Origin of the sequence: Streptomyces sp. NPDC047130 (genome assembly GCF_040643475.1) — a bacterium.
Lineage (GTDB): Bacteria > Actinomycetota > Actinomycetes > Streptomycetales > Streptomycetaceae > Streptomyces.
Window position 1 is genome coordinate 240,149 of record NZ_JBEYUK010000006.1, and the last position, 16,958, is coordinate 257,106.

Below are 16,958 nucleotides of genomic sequence, written 5' to 3' on the forward strand. Positions count from 1 at the left end.
GTTCCGCCCTACCGCCGGTCCTCGAGCATTCCCGTCCACAGCTCTGTGAAGTCGGGCAGGGTCTTGGCGGTGGTGGCCACGTTCTCGATCTCCACCCCCTCGACGGCGAGGCCGATGACGGCACCGGCGGTGGCCATCCGGTGGTCGTCGTAGGTGTGGAAGACGCCGCCGCCCAGGGGGCGCGGCCGGATGTGCAGGCCGTCGGAGGTCTCGGTGACGTCGCCGCCGAGTCCGTTGATCTCCTTGGTGAGCGCGGCCAGCCGGTCGGTCTCGTGCAGCCGCAGGTGGGCCACGCCGCGCAGGGTGGACGGCGAGTCGGCGAGCGCGGCCACCGCGGCGATGCCCGGGGTGAGCTCGCCGACCTCGGAGAGGTCCACGTCGATGCCGTGGATCCGGCCGGTGCCGGTGAACTCCAGGCCGTACTCCTTGAGCTCGCAGGTCCCGCCCATCCGGGTGAAGATCTCCCGCAGCCGGTCACCGGGCTGGGTGGTGCGCTCCGGCCAGTCCGGGACGATCACGCGTCCGCCCGTGACCAGGGCGGCGGCGAGGAACGGCTGCGCGTTGGACAGGTCGGGCTCGACGGTCAGGTCGCGGCCCAGCAGGGCGCCGGGCGTCACCCGCCAGACGTTCGCCTCGCCGCCGGACCCGGGGGCGTCGACCTGCGCGCCGGCCGCGCGCAGCATGTCGACCGTCATCTGGATGTGCGGCAGCGAGGGCAGGGTGGCGCCGGTGTGCCGGACCTCGACGCCCTGGTTGAAGCGGGCGCCGGAGAGCAGCAGCGCGGAGACGAACTGGGAGGACGACGAGGCGTCGACCTCGACCGGTCCGCCGTCCAGGGCGCCGCTGCCGTGCACGGTCAGCGGAAGGGTGCCGCGCTCCTCGTCGTCGATCCGGGCGCCGAGGGCGCGCAGGGCGTCGATCACGCCGTGCAGCGGACGCTCGTGGGAGCGGGGGTCGCCGTCGAAGTGGACGGGACCGTCGGCGAGGGCCGCCACGGGGGGCAGGAAGCGCATCACGGTGCCGGCGTTGCCGACGTCGACCGTGGCCGGGCCGGCCAGCGGCGCGGGGATGACGCGCCAGGCCTCGCCGGCCTTCTCGCCGCCGGGGGTGACCGTGGAGTTGGAGGAGATGGTCTCCTCGATGCCGACGCCCAGCGCGCGCAGCGCCTCCGCCATCAGCAGGGTGTCGCGCGAGCGCAGCGGGCGGCGGATCCAGCCCGGCTCGGAGGCCAGGGCGGCCAGCACCAGGGCGCGGTTGGTGACCGATTTCGATCCCGGCACGTGGACCGTCGCGTCGACGGGCCCGCTCGCGGTGGGGGCGGGCCAGAGGTCGGTCTGCTGCGCGGAGTGAACGGTCATACGGCCCACTCTAGTGGCTGACCGCGGGGGAGATTCCTGATCAAAATCGTGGAAATACCGCCGAAACAGGTCCGTGGTAGCGGCATTTCCGCGCCGCGGACGCCCACAGTGCGAGACGCCGTCGGTCAGAGGTCGAGCAGCCAGCGCGCGCCGCCCATCAGCGAGCACAGCGACACCACGTGGAACAGGAAGAGCCAGAGCGCGGGGGGCGTGCCGGTGAGCGAGGAGAGCTGGTCCGCGTCGGACGCGCCGGTGGGGTTGCGCCGCCGCTCCCGCTGGAGCTCGAAACCCGGACGGACGCCGCCCAGCAGGAGGAACCACACCACCGCGTAGGCGAACGCCGCCTGCACCTGCGGGCCGGTCCGCCAGGACACCAGGAGGAACAGCGCGCCGGTGAGCAGCACGGTGATCACCCCGTAGACGTTGCGGATCATCACCAGCATGGCCAGCAGCAGCGCCGTGGCCAGCCACAGCAGGAGGGTGATCCGGCCCTCGGAGAGCAGCGCCGCGCCGCCGAGGCCGAGCAGCGGCGGGGCGGTGTAGCCGGCCAGGGCGGTCAGCACCATGCCGACGCCCCGGGGCTTGCCCCGGCTGACGGTGAGGCCGCTGGTGTCGGAGTGCAGCCTTATCCCGGTGAGGGTGCGGCCGGTCAGCAGCGCCACCAGGGCGTGGCCGCCCTCGTGCGCGATGGTCACGGCGTTGCGGGCCAGGCGCCAGACCGCGTTCGGCGCCACCACGGCCAGGGCGGCCACGGCGGTGGCGACCACCACCCACAGGTCGGGGTCGGGCTGGCGGCCGAGGACCTGGTCCATCGCGCGGTCTCCTTCGCGGTGCTTCGTTCGCGGTGTTTCGTTCGCGGTGTTTCGGCGGCGCCGACCGGTGGACGCCGGTGGACGCCGGTGTTCCGGGGCTTGGCCTGTCCGGGCCGGCAGGCGCCGGGGCCGGCCGGCCTTGGGACCCGCCGGGCTCCGGGCGTGCCGGATGCCGGGGCAGGTGGTCCGGCGGGGGCCCGGCCTGGCAGTGTGGCACGTATGTGCGGACGGTATGCATCCACGCGGGCTCCGGAGGACCTCGCGGACATCTTCGGCATAGAGGCCGGTCTCCTTCCCGCGCCGCCGGGTTCCGGAACCTCCGGGGGCGTGCCCGAGGAGTCCTTCGCGCCGGACTACAACATCGCCCCCACCAAGGAGGTGTTCGTCGTCCTGGACCGCCCGTTGAAGGGCTCCGGCGACCCCCGGCCGGTGCGGCAGCTGCGCCGCCTGAAGTGGGGGCTGGTGCCGGCCTGGGCGAAGTCCCCCGAGGGCGCGGCCCGCATGATCAACGCCCGTGCCGAGACCGTGCACGAGAAGCCCAGCTACCGCCGGGCGTTCGCCTCGCGCCGCTGCCTCCTGCCCGCCGACGGCTACTACGAGTGGGTCACCGGCAAGGAGGAGCGGGACCTGGAGGTCGAGGGGCGGCGCAAACGGGCGCGCAAGCAGCCGTACTTCGTCACCCCGGCCGACGGCTCGGTCTTCGCGATGGCCGGGCTCTACGAGTTCTGGCGCGACCGCACGCTGCCGGACGACCATCCGCAGGCCTGGTGGGCCACCTGCTCGGTGATCACCACCGAGGCGGAGACCGCGCCGCTCGGGGTCGCCCCCGCCGAGGGGCCGCGGGCGCTGGCCGACATCCATCCGCGGATGCCGCTGATGCTCACCCCCGACCGCTGGGACGCCTGGCTCGACCCGCGCCGTGAGGACCCGGAGGACCTGCGGGCGCTGCTCGCCCCGCCGCCGGGCGGGCTGATGCGGGCCTACCCGGTCTCCACCGCGGTCAGCAACGTCCGCAACAACGGGCCGGAGCTGCTGAAGGAGCTGGCGGGACCGGAGGAGGGCACACTCTTCTGACGTGACGCATTCCGAGAGTTCAGCGAGTTCGGCGGGCCCCGCCGGTTCCGCGAGCCCTGCCGGTTCCGCCGGCCCCGCCGGTTCCGCGGGTTCCGGGCCGTCCGGTGCCGCCGCGGGGCCAGGTGCGGTGACCGAACTGGTCGCCACCGAGGCCGGCCAGGCCCGGATCACCTGGCGGCGGGCGCGTGACGCCCGGATGGTGCTGGCGGTGAGCCACGGCGCCGGGGGTGGTGTGGAGGCGGGCGACCTCCAGGCGCTGGCGGAGGCGCTGCCGCGGCACGGCGTGACGGTCGCGCTGGTGGAGCAGCCGTGGCGGGTCGCGGGCAGGAAGGTGGCGCCGGCGCCGAAGACGCTGGACGCGGGGTGGCGGGGCATCTGGCCGACGGTGTCCCGGCAGGGCCTTCCGGTGATCTCCGGGGGCCGGAGCGCGGGGGCGCGGGTCGCGTGCCGCACGGCGGGTGAGCTCGGCGCCGCGGCCGTGCTGGCGCTCAGCTTCCCGCTGCACCCGCCGGGGCGGCCGGAACGGTCCCGGGTCGAGGAGCTCGCGTCGGTCACCGTGCCGCTCCTCGTCGTCCAGGGCGCGAACGACCCGTTCGGCCGGCCCGAGGAGTTCCCCGCCGAGCTCCGTCCCGCCGCGGTCGTGCCGCACGCCGACCACGGCCTCGCCGTCCCCGAACGCGCCCCCCTCACCCGGTCCGACGCCCTCGACCTGGTCACCGCCGCCGTCACGGCCTGGACCGCCACCCTCCTCTGACGGCCGGACGGCGGCGGTCCTAGGGCCTGCGGGGGAGGGCGGTGCGGAGGAGGTCGGTGGGGGTGGTGCCCGGGGGCGGGGGCGCGAGGAGGCAGGACAGGCCCAGGCGGACGGCGAGCTCGCAGGCCCGCGCGGCGCCCGGCACCGCGCCCAGCGCCGCCACCGCCCGGTCCCGTGCGAGGGCGACCAGTTCCGACGGGGACGGCAGCGCCCCGTCCGCGCGCCGCTGGGCCGGCACCGCCGACGAGGACGGCACCGCCGTGAGCACCGGCGCCGGCAGCCCTTCGCCCCAGCACCCGGTGAGCAGCGCCCGCGCGATCACGCTCGCCCGCCCCGCCCGCGCCGTCCACTCCGCCACCGCGGCGAGCCGTTCCCGCGGATCGGTGTGCGAGGCCAGCGCGCGGTCCAGCCCGGCCAGGTAGGCGTCGGCCGCCCGCCGCACCAGCGCGCGGGCGAGGCCCTCCTTGCTCCCGAACTCGTTGTAGAGGGTCTGCCGCGAGACCCCGGCCGCGGCGGCCACGTCGACCATCCGCACCACCGCCCAGGGCTGTCCGTCCAGCGCCCTCTCGGCGGCCTCCAGCAGCGTGTCGCGTGCCGTGCGCATCGTCGCCTCCCCCCGGCCCGCCCCGCGGCTCGCCCCGCCGGTCCCGGGTCTGCGCCCAGACTTGACGTGAGCCAGGTCACTGTCAAGGCCCCCGGCGTCCCCGGGGGCGGGGCCTTCCGGCCCTCGCGTCAACCGCCCTCCGCCCCGTGTGGCCCCGCCGCGCGCCCGGCCGATACGGTTTCCGCCATGGCCGACTACCTCGATGACCTGCGATTCGCCCACGTGCTGGCGGACACCGCCGACGCCGCGACGACGGCCCGCTTCAAGGCGCTCGACCTGAAGGTCGAGACCAAGCCGGACATGACGCCGGTGAGCGAGGCCGACAAGGCGGCCGAGGAACTGATCCGCGGCCAGCTCCAGCGCGCCCGGCCGCGGGACGCGATCCTCGGCGAGGAGTACGGCGTGGAGGGCACCGGCCCCCGCCGCTGGGTGATCGACCCGATCGACGGCACGAAGAACTACGTGCGCGGCGTGCCGGTCTGGGCCACGCTGATCGCGCTGATGGAGGCCGGCGAGGGCGGCTACCAGCCCGTCGTCGGCGTGGTCTCCGCGCCCGCGCTGGGCCGCCGCTGGTGGGCGGCGAAGGGCCACGGCGCGTACACCGGCCGCAGCCTGTCCTCGGCCTCGCGGCTGGCGGTGTCCCAGGTGTCGCGGATGGAGGACGCCTCGTTCGCCTACTCCTCGCTGACCGGCTGGGAGGAGCAGGGCCGCCTCGACGGCTTCCTGGACCTGACCCGCGAGGTGTGGCGGACCCGCGCCTACGGCGACTTCTGGCCGTACATGATGGTGGCCGAGGGGTCCGTGGACATCTGCGCGGAGCCGGAGCTCTCGCTGTGGGACATGGCGGCCACCGCCGTGATCGTCACCGAGGCTGGCGGGGTCTTCACCGGCCTCGACGGCCGCCCCGGCCCGCACAGCGGCAACGCGGCCGCCTCCAACGGCCTGCTCCACGACGAGCTGCTCGGCCACCTCAACCAGCGGTACTGAGCCGGCCCGACTCCCCCTCGACGCCCCCTCGACGCCTCCGCACGCCCCCGACGCCCCGGGACGCCCCGCGCGCCCCGGGGCGACGTCTTGTCGGCCTCCCGCCCGGCTGCGACGCTGACGACGTCCCCGGTTGTGCGCGACGGTGAAGCCCTGCTGCGCGGGCGCTCCACGGCGCCTCAGCCGTTCGGCGCTCCACAGGAGGAGGCGACTCCGGCCGATGCTCGTCCGCGACGCGATGACCAAGGCGCTGCTCACCGTGGGCCCCGCCCACACCCTGCGCCAGGCCGCCGTCCTGATGTCGTCCCGCCGCGTCGGGGCGGCGCTGGTGCTCGACCCGGAGGCGGCCCATCCGGGCATCCTCACCGAACGGGACATACTCAACTCCCTCGGCCTGGGGCAGGACCCGGACGTCGAGCGGGCCCACGCCCACCTCACCGCCGACGTGGTCCTCGCCGATCCGTCCTGGAGCATCCAGGACGCCGTCCGGGCCATGGCGCACGGCGGTTTCCGGCACCTCGTGGTCCTGGACCGCGGTGAGCCGGCGGGCATCGTGTCGGTCCGTGACGTGCTGCGATGCCTCTCCCGGCGCGATGCCGGATGACCTCGGGGCGAACTTAGACCGTGTCCAATTCGAGACAGGCTCCCGCGCCGCTGTTAGGCTGAGCAGCATGAGCGACCTGTTGGAACGCCTGCGCGGACGCGGCTGGCGCATGACCGCACAGCGGCGCGTGGTGGCCGAGGTGCTCGAAGGCGAGCACGTCCACCTGACGGCCGACGAGGTCCACGCCCGTGCCGCGGCGAAGCTGCCGGAGATCTCCCGGGCGACCGTCTACAACACGCTGGGCGAAATGGTCTCCCTCGGCGAGGTCGTCGAGGTGACGACGGACAAGCGCGCCAAGCGCTACGACCCGAACGCCCACCGGCCCCACCACCACCTGGTGTGCGCGGGCTGCGGCGCCATCAAGGACGTCCACCCGACCGGGGACCCGCTGGCCGACCTGCCGGCCGCCGAGCGCTTCGGGTTCACCGTCTCCGACGTCGAGGTCACCTACCGCGGCCTGTGCCCGGAGTGCACCGCCTGACGCCTCCCGCACCGCCGGACCCGTCGACGTCACCCCAGCCCGCCACCGGGGGCCCTCCGCCCCCACCGGGCGCCCCCCGCGGCGGCGCGTGGCGTGGCGGGACAACGCCGAAGGGGTCGGACCGGCGAACCGGTCCGACCCCTTCGGGTTCAGTAGCGGGGACAGGATTTGAACCTGCGACCTCTGGGTTATGAGCCCAGCGAGCTACCGAGCTGCTCCACCCCGCGTCGACTCGTTGAACACTACGCGACGTGGGCGTGGCGCGCAAATCCGATCCGGAGGCCCCGGCGGAGGAGCCGTCAGGCGGAGAGTTCCTCCCGCAGCACGGCGCCGAGCCGGGACGCGCGCTCGCGGACCTTGTCCGGGCCCAGCGCGGTGGCCCGCTCGGCCCAGCGCTGGCCTTCCGACAGCTCGCCGCGACGGGCGTGGGCGAGCGCCAGGCGCAGCGCCGCCCCTCCGTGCCCGGCGGCCGCGGCCCGCTTCCACCAGAGCACGGCCTCCGCCTCGCTGCCCTCGCGGGCCAGCAGCAGACCGAGGTTGAACGCGCCGCTCTCCGAACCGGCCTGGGCGGCCTCCCGGTACCAGCGGGCGGCCTCCTCCATGTCGCCCCGCGCGGCGGCCAGCATGCCGGCCCTGACCTGCGCCTTGCGGTGTCCCTGCCCGGCGGCCCGCTCGTACCACTCCTCACACTCGGTCTTCCGGTGCGCGCACGGGCCCAGCTCGTGCGCGGGCGCCGGCGGACGGCGGCGGTCGAGCACCATGGCCAGCCGGTAGGCCGCCTCGGCGCTGCCGGCCCCGGCCGCGCAGCGCAGGTACCGCTCGGCCTCCTGCTCCTCGCCGTCGCGCAGCAGGGCCACGCCGACCTGCAGCGCCGCGTCCGGGTGCCCGGCCGCGGCGGCGCGCTCGAACCAGCGCAGCGCCTCCTTCTCCTCGCCCCGGTTGCTGTGCAGGATGCCGAGGTTGCAGGCGGCCTCCACGCTGCCCGCCTCGGCCGCCTTGGAGAACCACGGCTCCGCGCCCGCCGGGTCGCCGTTGCCCAGCAGCAGGACGGCCAGCGCGTTGGACGCCTCCCGGTGCCCGGCGTAGGCGGCACGGCGGTACCACTGCTCGGCCTGCGCCGTGCGGCCCTGTCCGGCGCAGAGCAGGCCCAGGTTGTAGGCGCCGTTGACGTCGCCGGCGTCGAGCGCGGCGCGGTACCAGCGCGCGGCGGTCTGGGTCTCGCCGCGCTCGGCGTGCAGGGCGCCCAGGGCGTTGGCGGCGGCGCCGTCACCGTCCCGGGCGGCCTTGAGCCACCAGGAGGCGGCGTTCTCGGCGTCCCCGGCGTCACGGAGCAGGTGGCCCAGCGCGAAAGCGGCGCGGGCCTCGCCGCCCTTGGCGGAGGTCAGGTACCAGCGGCCGGCCTCCTTGAGGTCGCCGCGGCGCTCCAGAATCTCGCCGAGGCGCAGCGCGGCCTGGTGGTGGCCGCGGGCGGCGGCCTGCCGGTACCACTGCTCGGCCTCACGGGAGGCTGCGCCGGTCCGCCCGCCGGCCCCGCGGCCGGCGGGGCGCGCTCCGCGCCCGGCCCGGCCCTCGGGGGCGCCGGCGAGGGCGGTGGAGGCGTCGGCGGGGGACGCCTCGGCGGTGCGGCGCTCGAGGGCCAGGGCGAGGCGGTAGGCGGCCTCGCGGTGGCCGCGGTCGGCGGCGGTCCGCAGCCAGGTCTCGGCCTCGGCGGTCGCGCCCCGGTGCTCGAGCAGGTCGGCCAGGGCGTAGGCGCCCAGCACGTGGCCCTCCTCGGCCGCCTGGCGCAGCCAGTACTCGGCGCCGGGCTCGTCCCCGCGCTCGCGCAGGTGGCGTCCGAGGGCGTGCGCGGCGGCGGCGGAGCCGGCCACGGCGGCGATGCGCCACCAGCCGGCCGCCTCGTCGGCGTAGCCGCGCTGGTGGAGGAGGACCCCCAGGTTGTTGGCGGCGGCCCGGTCGCCGGCCGCGGTGGCGACGCGCAGCGGCCCCTCGGCCCCGTCCAGGTCGCCGCGGCGCAGCAGCATGGCGCCGAGCACGCTCATCGCCTCGATGTCGCCGGCCTCCGCGGCGATCCGGTGGCCCGCCTCGTCCACAGGGTCGCCGACGAAGCCGGTGGCCTGCCCGGCTCCCTCGACGCCGGCGGCCTCATCGGCCCCGGCGAGCCCGTCCGGATCGACGGACGGTGCAAATCGCCCTGTGTCCAACAGAGTTCCCTTGTCCCCCATAACGTCCATCGTCGCACCACCCGAACCCCGGGTACACCTGGTATACCGCAGCCTTGGAGGTCACTTCAGCGTTTTGTCGACATGCCCACAGAGAGACAAGTAAAACCCGGGCACCCCAACTGCCCAACTGCCGCAAGGGGTGTTGACCCCTCCCGGCCTGCACCGAAGTCCGGAACGGACAAGGCCCGGTTCCCCCGAACGAGGGACCCGGGCCTTGCGCCGAATCCGAAGATCCGGTAATGGCGCTTAGGTCAGCTGCCGACCGGAAGGGTCAGCCATCGGCCGAGGGGGCCCGGGCCTCCTCGGCGCGCCTCAGCGCCTCCTCGAGATCTTCCTGTGCCCGTCCGTAGGCCTCCCAGTCACCCTTCTTGAAGGCCTCCTGGCCCGCGTCGAAGGCTTCCTGGACGTCCTTCAGGGCCTGGTCGAGCGTGGTGTCGCCCGTGTCCGGCGGGGTGTCCTCACCGGGCGGGGTCTCCTCCTCGGGCGGCTGGGCCTCGCCGGCCGCGCCGAACACCTTGTCCAGGGCCTGCCCCAGGGTGTCCTCGAAGGCGGTCTGGCCGTTGTAGCTCACCAGCACCTTGCGCAGCAGCGGGTACTTGAGGCCGCCACCGCGGACGTAGACAGGCTCGACGTAGAGCAGGCCCTCGTCCAGCGGCACCGTCAGCAGGTTGCCGTACTCGACCTCGGAGTCGCCACCGCGCAGCAGCCGGATCGTCTCGGCGATGTCCTGTTCGGAGTTGAACATCGACTGGACCTGCTTGGGGCCCTGGACGGTGGTGCTGGTCGGCAGTTTGAGGATGCGGATGCTGCCGTAGTCGTCCGTGCCCGCCTCGGCGTTGACCGCCATGAAGGCGCTCAGGTTGTCGCGGCCGTTGGGCGTGAACGTCGTGGTCAGCGAGAAGGCCTGCTTCTGCTGGTCCGGCATCTTCATGGAGAGGTAGTACGGCGGCACCGCCTCGCCGGCCCGGGTGGTCGGGTCGTCCGGCACCTGCCAGACCTCGCTGCCGCTTAGGAACGTCTGGGCGTCGTCGGAGGAGACGTGGTAGCGGGTCAGCAGCTCGCGCTGGACCTTGAAGAGGTCCTGCGGGTAGCGCAGGTGGGCCATCAGCTCGTCGGAGATGGCCGTACGCGGCTCGACGGTGTCGGGGAAGGCCTTCATCCAGGTCTTCAGGACGGGGTCCTTGGTGTCCCACTCGTAGAGCTTGACGTCACCCGTGTAGGCGTCGACCGTCGCCTTGACCGAGTTGCGGATGTAGTTCACCCGGTCCTGCTGGGCGATCACCGCCCGCTGGTCGGTGGTCAGCGAGTCGGAGGTGGTGTCGCCGAGGGTGGTGCGCGAGGCGTACGGGTAGCCGTTGGAGGTGGTGTAGGCGTCGACGATCCACTGGATCTTGCCGCCGATCACCGCCGGGTACGGGTCGCCGTCGATGGTCAGCCACGGGGCGACCGCCTCGACCCGCTCCTTGGGCGTGCGGTTGTAGAGGACCTTGGAGCCCTCGCCGATGGCGCCCGAGTAGAGGATCTGCGGCTCGCTGAAGGCCACCGCGTACGCGGCCCGGTTGAGCGGGTTCGCCAGGCTGACGCCGCTGTCGCCCTTGTACCGGGTGCCGACCTCCTGGCCGTCCTTGGAGTAGTCGATCTCCTCCTGCGGACCGCCGACGATCGAATACTGGGTGGTCTTCTCGCCGTAGTAGACGGCCTGCTGGTAGGAGCCGAGCTGGCCCTTGGACGGCAGGTCCGACTCGGTGAAGACCGGCAGGCCCTCGCCGTCGGCCTCGGTGCCCTTGGCCGCGACCACGCCGTAGCCGTGGGTGTAGCGGAAGTGGTCGTTGATCCAGTTCCGCTTGGGCACGCCGTTCAGGTCGAGCTCACGCAGACCGATCACGGTGTCCTGGGTCTGGCCGTCGACCGTGTACCGGTCGACGTCGAGGTTCTCCGGGAAGCCGTAGTAGCTGCGGATCTGCTGCCGCTGCTGGAACGTCGGCGAGACGATGTTCGGGTCGAGCAGGCGGATGCTGGCGGCCGCGTCGGCCTCGCTCCGCAGCTCCGGCTTCTTCTCCGGGTCGGCGCCGCGGCCGGAGTACCCGGTGACCTTGGTGTCGTCGATGTCGTAGGCGTAGCGCGTCGCGTCGATGTTCTTCGCGACGTACGGCGCCTCCTTGGCCTGCTCGTTCGGCTGGACCTGGAACTTCTGCACGATGGCCGGGTACAGGCCGCCGATCAGCAGCGCGGACAGGACCATCAGGCCGAAGCCGATGACCGGCAGCTGCCAGGTGCGCCGCCACAGCGTGGCGAAGAACAGCACGGCGCAGATGACGGCGATGCAGAAGAGGATCGTCTTGGCCGGCAGGTAGGCGTTGGCGTCGACGTACCGCAGACCGGTCCAGTTGTCGGTGGCCTTGAAGTCGCTGGACTTCACGGCCAGGCCGTACCGGTCCAGCCAGTAGGCGACCGCCTTGAGGGCCACGAACAGGCCGAAGAGCACCGACAGGTGCCCGGTCGCCGCGCCGGTGGCCTTGGCGCCCGGCGAGCTGAGGCGCAGACCGCCGTACAGGTAGTGGGTGACGGCGGCCGCGATCAGCGAGAGGATCACGGCGGCGAAGCCGAAGCCCAGCAGGAACCGGTACCAGGGCAGGTCGAAGGCGTAGAAGGCGACGTCCAGACCGAACTGGGGGTCCTTGCGGCCGAAGTCCACGCCGTTGATCCAGGTGAGCCAGGTGCGCCACTGGCTGCCGGCCGACGCGCCCGCGACCAGGCCCACCAGGGCCGTGATCGCGAGCAGGACCCACTTCTTGTACGGGGCGATGCCCATCCGGTACCGGTCGAGGTTCTGCTGCTCGACCGACATGGCGCTCAGCGGCGGACGCAGCCGGTGCGCCAGCCAGATGTTGACGCCCACGGCGGCGGCCATCAGCAGGCCGAAGACGAAGAACAGCCCGATCTTCGTGGTGAGGGTGGTCGTGAAGACCGACGAGTAGTCCACCGAGCGGTACCAGAGCCAGTCGGTCCAGAACCCTGCGAACATGGTGAACGCCATGCCGAGGACGGCAAGGACGCCCAGCGTCATGAGCAGGGTCCGTGACCGCCGGGACGGGCGGCCCACTCTCATCCGCGGCCCTGTAGGGCCTCCGCCGCGGTCCGGCATCTGGAAAGCCAAGGTGCGCACCTCAAGTCAGTGTTGATCCGCCGGATCCTCCGCGGGCCCGGCGGGAGGGACCCGTTCATCATGGATCCCCACGTATGCAACTTACCGAGGCTTTACCCAGTTCCCGATTACGGGTGGATACCAGGCAGGATTGTGACCATGTCCAACACCCCCATGGCGGCCAACCCGCTCACCCGGGCCGTGCTCGAGATCGACGAGTACGCCTCCACCCTCGGCTGGGACCAGCCCGCCCGGCTCTTCGCCCTCGTCGACACCTCCGCGCTGCGCTCCCAGGAGCCGGCCCTCGCCGACCAGCTCGGTCTCCCGGAGGAGCCGGAGCAGGCCGCGCTCACCCCCGTCGAGCAGGACGAGATCCCGGCCTCGCAGCCGCTGGACGAGTTCCTCGCCACCATCGCCTGGCCGGACGCCGTCGCGGGCTGCGCCCTCACCGTGGAGCGCCTGATGCTCCCGCCGACCGCGGAGGCCGAGGTGCCCATCGGCCTCGACGACGCCGGGCTGGCCCGCTGGGTGGCCGACCACCCGCAGCGCCAGGAGGTCCGGATGACGGTGGGCGTGCTGCGCGACGGTTCCCGCGAGTCCGCGCTGCGGCTGCGGGAGAAGGACTCCGCCACCGAGGTGCTCACCGGTTCCGGCCTGGTGCCCGGGCTGGCCGAGGCGCTCGCCGCGACCTTCGAGGACTGAGGGGCGCCGGGCGCCCGGCGGCCGGAGGGCGCGCCGCGGCTGAGGCGCCGCCTCGCGGCCGACGGGCGGCGGCCTCCCGGCGCCGACGGTTCACCCCTCCGGCGCAGCGGGGCCCGGCGGGTTCCGGTTCCCCCTGCGTAGGCGGACCGGGCGGCGGACCGGGCGGCGGACCGGCGGTGGATCAGTCGGCGGCGCAGCGCGGGAGCTCGCCGGTGCGGCCCTCGCGGATGTCCTCCAGGGCGCCGAGGGCGTCGTCCAGGTCGCCGATCCGGACCAGGGTGAGGCCGTCGGGGACGTCCTCGGCGGCGGTGGCGCAGTTCTTCTCGGGCGTCAGGAAGTACTTGGCGCCCTTGGAGTGCGCGCCCAGCGTCTTCATGCTGATGCCGCCGATGGGCCCGACCTCGCCCGCGTCGTCGATGGTGCCGGTGCCGGCCACGAAGGCGCCGCCGGTGAGGCTGCCGGGCGTGAGCTTGTCGTAGATGCCGAGCGCGAACATCAGACCGGCGCTGGGACCGCCGACGTCGGCGAGCTTGATGTCGATGTGGAACGGGAAGGTGTGGTCGGTCCCGGCCGCGATGCCGACGATGGCGCGCGGCTTGCCGCCGTCCTCGGACTTCGCCGTGGTGATGGTGAGCTCCCGCGTGCGGGTGGCCTCGCGGCCCTCGCGTTCGGCCGCGGCCTGCTCCTTGGCCGGTACGACGGTGAAGACGACCTTCTCGCCGGGTCGGTGGCGGGTGACCAGCTTCGAGACGTCGCCGGGCTCCTCCACGGGGGTTCCGTCGACGGACTTGATCACGTCGCCGGCGTGCAGCACCCCTTCGGCCGGGGTGTCCTTGACCACCGTGGAGACCACGACCCAGGACTCGACCGGGATGTCCAGCGCGCGCAGGGCGGCGACCTTGGCGCTCTCCTGCGACTGGCTGAACTCCTCGGCGTTCTCCTGGCTCGACTCCTCCTCGGTCTGTCCCTCCGGGAAGAGCGTCTCGTGCGGCACGACCTTGTTGTCGTGGGCCAGCCAGCCGTACATCGCCGAGACCAGGTTCAGCCGGTAGTCCGGGCTGGTCACCCGGACGGTCGTCATGTTGAGGTGGCCGTCCGCCGGGTAGGTGCGGCGGCCGGAGATCTGCAGCACGGGCTCGCCGTCGTGCTTGCCGAGGGTGTTCACCGTCGGGCCCGGCGTCATCTCGGAGTACTCGGTCGGGACCGCCAGGCCCGCGCACAGGAGCACGATCAGCATCAGGGTCGAGGCGAGCATCGTCGCAGTGCGGCGTGGCATGGAACGACAGTACGGGACCGGCCTGCCGGAGCACCGCCGGGGCCGTCCGTACGGGCCTCCCCGGTGGCGCCCCGGTACTCCGCCGCTTGTGCCGGACGGGGCGTGTCTCAGGAGCTGGAGACCGAGGTGGTGGACCTCTCCATCGCCTCGCGGAAACGTGCGTATCCGACGAGTTCCGGTCCGTCCCCCCGGGTCCTGCGCGTCCTCAGGGCCCAGGTGCCCCAGAGACTCGCGCCGATCGCAGCCACAAGCGGAATCAGCAACCAGGCGAGAGCCGCCATGCCGACCTCCCAACCCGAATGAGCGACTGCAACTGACTGATCAGCAGATTAACCTTCTACTGTGACAACGCTCATATCCGCCCCCCGGTTACGCAACCGGAGGCGGGGCGGGTTTTCCGCGCCGGGGCGGTGTTTCCGCGCCGGGCACGGCGGCGGGGCCGGCCCGGCGGACAGGGCGGCGGGCCCCGGCGCGACGGGCGTCAGCAGGCGCCGACCCACTCCTCGGTGCCGTCGCCGAACCGCTGGTGCTTCCAGATCGGCACCTCGTGCTTGAGGTCGTCGATCAGCCGACGGCACGCCTCGAAGGCCTCCGCCCGGTGCGGGCAGGACACCGCCACCACCACGGCGAGGTCACCCACCGCGAGGTCGCCCACCCGGTGGACGGCCGCGAGCGCCCGGACGGGGAAGTCGGCGACCACCTTCTCGGCCACGCGCCGTAGCTCCGTCTCGGCGGAGGGGTGGGCGGAGTACCCCAGCGCGTCCACGTCGGATCCCCCGTCGTGGTTGCGGACGGTTCCGACGAACAGCGCGGTCCCGCCGGCCGCGTCGTCCCCGACGGCCCGGAACACCTCGTCCAGGGACAGCGGCGTGTCACGGATCGCGATCAGCTTGACGGGGTCCTGCGCGGCGCGCTCGCCCGGATGGACGTCGGAGGAGTGGGAGTCAGCCATGCCTGCCATCGTGCCCCACCCGCCCCGCCACCGGAAGGCCGACCCGGCCCCGTCGGCGCAGGTCGCCGGGGCGGTGCGGGCGGCGGTGCGTCCGGGCGGAGCGTGAGGGCGGAGCGCCCGGGGCCGACCGGGGTGGTGACCACGGGAAGAGACCGGCGCGGTGGGCCGTCCGCGGACGGCTGGGCGGTAGGGCAGCGGGGTCAGCGGCGGTAGGCCTACCGCATGGGGCGGGTCGGGCGACGTGGTCCTTAGCGCGAACCGCGCCCTGAGCGTCGCAGCGACCCGCGTGCCGTCGGCCCCGGCTCCGCGTCCGGTCCCGCCGCCCGCGGCCGGCCGCTGCCCTGAGCCGTGGCCGTCCGAGCGAGCCGTCCGCCGGACCGGGGGCGGGGCGACGGGGGCTGGGCGGTGTGATCGGGACGGCGGGCCGCCCGTGCACGGCGGGACACCGGGCGCGGTGGTGAACCGTCCACGGCGGGACGCCAGCACGGTCGGGAACCGTCCACAGCGGGACACCGGCACGGTCGGGAACCGTCCACGGCGGGACGCCAGCACGGTCGAGAACCGTCCACAGCGGGACACCGACACGGTCGGGGACCGTCCACAGCGGGACACCGGGCAGGGTGGGAAACCGGGCGCGGCAGGGTGACGGCATCGACCAGTGGGAACCGGTCGCGGGTGCCCTGGTGGTCCGGCCGTCGGGCGGTCCCGACGGATGTCGGAGGGGCGGGCAGGGCGGGCCGACCGCGGCCCGCGCGGCCCGGGGGCTCCGGGCCGCACCCGGGGCGGTGGGGCCGCGGGGGTCAGCGGCGGCGGGCCCGGCGGGCTCGGCGGATGACCGCGGCGGTGCCCAGGAGGGCCACCGTCGCGCCCGCCGCACCCGCCGCCGTGGCGTCCTTGCGGCCGAGCCGCCGCCCGGCCACCGTGTGCCGCCCGGCCACCTCGGCCAGCAGTTCGGCGAGGACCTCCTCGTTGCTCCACCGCGGCCGCCACCCGGCGTCGTGCAGCCGGCTGCCGCTCACCACCCACGGGTACATGGTGTAGGCGAGGTCGCCCGCCGGGGACGGCGTGAGACCGATCCGGTGGAGCCGCGCCGCCGCGCCCAGCGCCACCGCGGACGGCAGCTCCATGCGGCGGATCCCGCTGAGCTCCTCGACCTCCTCCTGCTCCAGCCACCCGTCGCAGCCGACGGCCACCTCGCCCTCGACCTTCTCCAGCACCGCGTACTCCAGCGCCGAGCACAGGTCGTCGACGTGGCAGAACTGCCAGGCGGGCCGCGATCCGGCCACCACCAGCAGCCGCGGCGACTCGAAGTACCTGGTCAGCGCCGTGTCGGTGCCGCCTCCGACCAGGACGCCGGGCCGCAGCACGGTGACGTTGAGGCCCGGGTGGGCGCGTGGGGCGCGGCGCCCGAGCCGTTCGATCTCCAGCAGGTCGCCGACGGCCGTGGCCTCCGCGGTGGCCCTCAGCTCGGCGTCCTCGGCCAGCGGCAGCTCGTTGTCCGGCAGCGCGCCGTAGACCATGGCGGAGGTGCAGAGCACCACCCGCCGCACTCCGGCCGCCGCGGAGGCGGTGAGCACCGTCTGGGTGCCGCGGACGTTGTAGGCGGTGCGGGCGGCCGGGTCCGTCTCCAGGTCGAGGTCGACCGCCAGGTGGACGACCACGTCCACGCCCCGCAGCCGCTCGGCGATCGCGGGGTCCCGGATGTCGAGGACCTGCCACCGGGCGGCGGCGCAGTCGCCGCGCCGCTCGTCGAGGGCCACCACCTCCCGGATCTCCGGGGAGGCGGCGAGCCGCTCGGTCAGCAGCGCGCCGACGCCGGAGGCGGCGCCGGTGACGGCCACGACGGGCCCCCGCCCGGCGGGGGGACGGGCCGACGACGCGTCGGCCGGGGCGTTTCGCGCTGCGCGAACCTGCGGATCTGGGGAACTCACCAGGCGTCTCCAGCGGTTGTCTCGAGAGGAACGCGCGTGCCGCGTGTACGAACCAGGTG

The 16,958-nt window shown here is 74.1% G+C and carries 14 protein-coding genes and 1 tRNA gene; 6 read left to right on the plus strand and 9 right to left on the minus strand.

The annotated features are described in order from the left end of the window. Nucleotides 1-8 precede the first annotated feature (8 nt). Together aroA and ABZ836_RS11630 are read right to left on the minus strand one after the other, a co-directional pair. The gene (aroA, locus tag ABZ836_RS11625; protein WP_361141435.1) at nt 9-1,358 is read right to left on the minus strand and encodes a 3-phosphoshikimate 1-carboxyvinyltransferase; all 1,350 of its coding nucleotides are present in this window, start codon (nt 1,356-1,358) and stop codon (nt 9-11) included. Between the two features lie 125 nt (nt 1,359-1,483). Further along, a complete protein-coding gene (locus tag ABZ836_RS11630) occupies nt 1,484-2,170 on the minus strand; it encodes a M50 family metallopeptidase (RefSeq protein WP_361141437.1) in 687 nt (228 codons plus the stop codon). 219 nt (nt 2,171-2,389) lie between these two features. Here ABZ836_RS11630 and ABZ836_RS11635 point away from each other — a divergent pair, with 219 nt between their 5' ends. Both ABZ836_RS11635 and ABZ836_RS11640 read left to right on the plus strand, forming a co-directional pair. Next, entirely contained in the window at nt 2,390-3,244 is an 855-nt protein-coding gene (locus ABZ836_RS11635; protein ID WP_356130439.1) for an SOS response-associated peptidase, read from the plus strand. Nucleotides 3,245-3,371: 127 nt separating this feature from the next. Further along, a complete protein-coding gene (locus ABZ836_RS11640) occupies nt 3,372-3,998 on the plus strand; it encodes an alpha/beta family hydrolase (protein WP_361141439.1) in 627 nt (208 codons plus the stop codon). A gap of 19 nt (nt 3,999-4,017) precedes the next feature. Here the strand turns inward: ABZ836_RS11640 and ABZ836_RS11645 are convergent, their stop codons facing one another. Next, the gene (locus ABZ836_RS11645; protein ID WP_356130436.1) at nt 4,018-4,602 is read right to left on the minus strand and encodes a TetR/AcrR family transcriptional regulator; all 585 of its coding nucleotides are present in this window, start codon (nt 4,600-4,602) and stop codon (nt 4,018-4,020) included. Between the two features lie 186 nt (nt 4,603-4,788). Between ABZ836_RS11645 and hisN the strand changes: the two genes are divergently transcribed. From hisN to ABZ836_RS11660, 3 genes are all read left to right on the plus strand, one after another. Beyond that, nucleotides 4,789-5,589, plus strand: coding sequence for a histidinol-phosphatase (hisN, locus tag ABZ836_RS11650; protein ID WP_356130434.1), 801 nt, complete (start codon nt 4,789-4,791; stop codon nt 5,587-5,589). Nucleotides 5,590-5,806: 217 nt separating this feature from the next. Continuing rightward, nucleotides 5,807-6,190, plus strand: coding sequence for a CBS domain-containing protein (locus tag ABZ836_RS11655; RefSeq protein ID WP_356130432.1), 384 nt, complete (start codon nt 5,807-5,809; stop codon nt 6,188-6,190). 67 nt (nt 6,191-6,257) lie between these two features. Beyond that, a complete protein-coding gene (locus tag ABZ836_RS11660; RefSeq protein ID WP_356130430.1) occupies nt 6,258-6,671 on the plus strand; it encodes a Fur family transcriptional regulator in 414 nt (137 codons plus the stop codon). Nucleotides 6,672-6,824: 153 nt separating this feature from the next. Here the strand turns inward: ABZ836_RS11660 and ABZ836_RS11665 are convergent. The 3 genes from ABZ836_RS11665 to ABZ836_RS11675 all read right to left on the minus strand — a co-directional run bounded on the left by ABZ836_RS11665 (nt 6,825) and on the right by ABZ836_RS11675 (nt 12,059). Next, nucleotides 6,825-6,898, minus strand: a tRNA-Met gene (locus tag ABZ836_RS11665). A 72-nt stretch (nt 6,899-6,970) separates the two neighbouring features. Beyond that, complete coding sequence (locus tag ABZ836_RS11670) at nt 6,971-8,902, minus strand: tetratricopeptide repeat protein (protein WP_361141442.1); 1,932 nt, start codon at nt 8,900-8,902, stop codon at nt 6,971-6,973. A gap of 262 nt (nt 8,903-9,164) precedes the next feature. After that, a complete protein-coding gene (locus tag ABZ836_RS11675; RefSeq protein WP_356130426.1) occupies nt 9,165-12,059 on the minus strand; it encodes a UPF0182 family protein in 2,895 nt (964 codons plus the stop codon). Between the two features lie 138 nt (nt 12,060-12,197). Between ABZ836_RS11675 and ABZ836_RS11680 the strand changes: the two genes are divergently transcribed. Continuing rightward, nucleotides 12,198-12,740: a PPA1309 family protein gene (locus ABZ836_RS11680; protein WP_356130424.1), complete on the plus strand. Its 543-nt coding sequence runs from the start codon at nt 12,198-12,200 to the stop codon at nt 12,738-12,740. Between the two features lie 181 nt (nt 12,741-12,921). On the opposite strand, the gene ABZ836_RS11685 is transcribed toward ABZ836_RS11680, so the two are convergent. From ABZ836_RS11685 to ABZ836_RS11695, 3 genes are all read right to left on the minus strand, one after another. Then, on the minus strand, nt 12,922-14,016 hold the full coding sequence (locus ABZ836_RS11685; RefSeq protein ID WP_356130423.1) for a PDZ domain-containing protein: 1,095 nt from the start codon (nt 14,014-14,016) through the stop codon (nt 12,922-12,924). A 481-nt stretch (nt 14,017-14,497) separates the two neighbouring features. After that, a complete protein-coding gene (locus ABZ836_RS11690; RefSeq protein WP_356130421.1) occupies nt 14,498-14,968 on the minus strand; it encodes a molybdenum cofactor biosynthesis protein MoaE in 471 nt (156 codons plus the stop codon). 800 nt (nt 14,969-15,768) lie between these two features. Then, a complete protein-coding gene (locus ABZ836_RS11695; protein WP_356130419.1) occupies nt 15,769-16,899 on the minus strand; it encodes an SDR family oxidoreductase in 1,131 nt (376 codons plus the stop codon). Nucleotides 16,900-16,958 lie beyond the last annotated feature (59 nt).

Coding starts and splice junctions, on each gene's coding strand:
- ABZ836_RS11635 (WP_356130439.1), top strand. CDS start 2,390: ATGTGCGGACGGTATGCATCCACGCGGGCTCCGGAGGACCTCGCGGAC.
- ABZ836_RS11690 (WP_356130421.1), bottom strand. CDS start 14,968: ATGGCTGACTCCCACTCCTCCGACGTCCATCCGGGCGAGCGCGCCGCG.
- ABZ836_RS11670 (WP_361141442.1), bottom strand. CDS start 8,902: ATGGACGTTATGGGGGACAAGGGAACTCTGTTGGACACAGGGCGATTT.
- aroA (WP_361141435.1), bottom strand. CDS start 1,358: ATGACCGTTCACTCCGCGCAGCAGACCGACCTCTGGCCCGCCCCCACC.
- ABZ836_RS11680 (WP_356130424.1), top strand. CDS start 12,198: ATGTCCAACACCCCCATGGCGGCCAACCCGCTCACCCGGGCCGTGCTC.
- hisN (WP_356130434.1), top strand. CDS start 4,789: ATGGCCGACTACCTCGATGACCTGCGATTCGCCCACGTGCTGGCGGAC.
- ABZ836_RS11630 (WP_361141437.1), bottom strand. CDS start 2,170: ATGGACCAGGTCCTCGGCCGCCAGCCCGACCCCGACCTGTGGGTGGTG.
- ABZ836_RS11655 (WP_356130432.1), top strand. CDS start 5,807: ATGCTCGTCCGCGACGCGATGACCAAGGCGCTGCTCACCGTGGGCCCC.
- ABZ836_RS11645 (WP_356130436.1), bottom strand. CDS start 4,602: ATGCGCACGGCACGCGACACGCTGCTGGAGGCCGCCGAGAGGGCGCTG.
- ABZ836_RS11685 (WP_356130423.1), bottom strand. CDS start 14,016: ATGCCACGCCGCACTGCGACGATGCTCGCCTCGACCCTGATGCTGATC.
- ABZ836_RS11660 (WP_356130430.1), top strand. CDS start 6,258: ATGAGCGACCTGTTGGAACGCCTGCGCGGACGCGGCTGGCGCATGACC.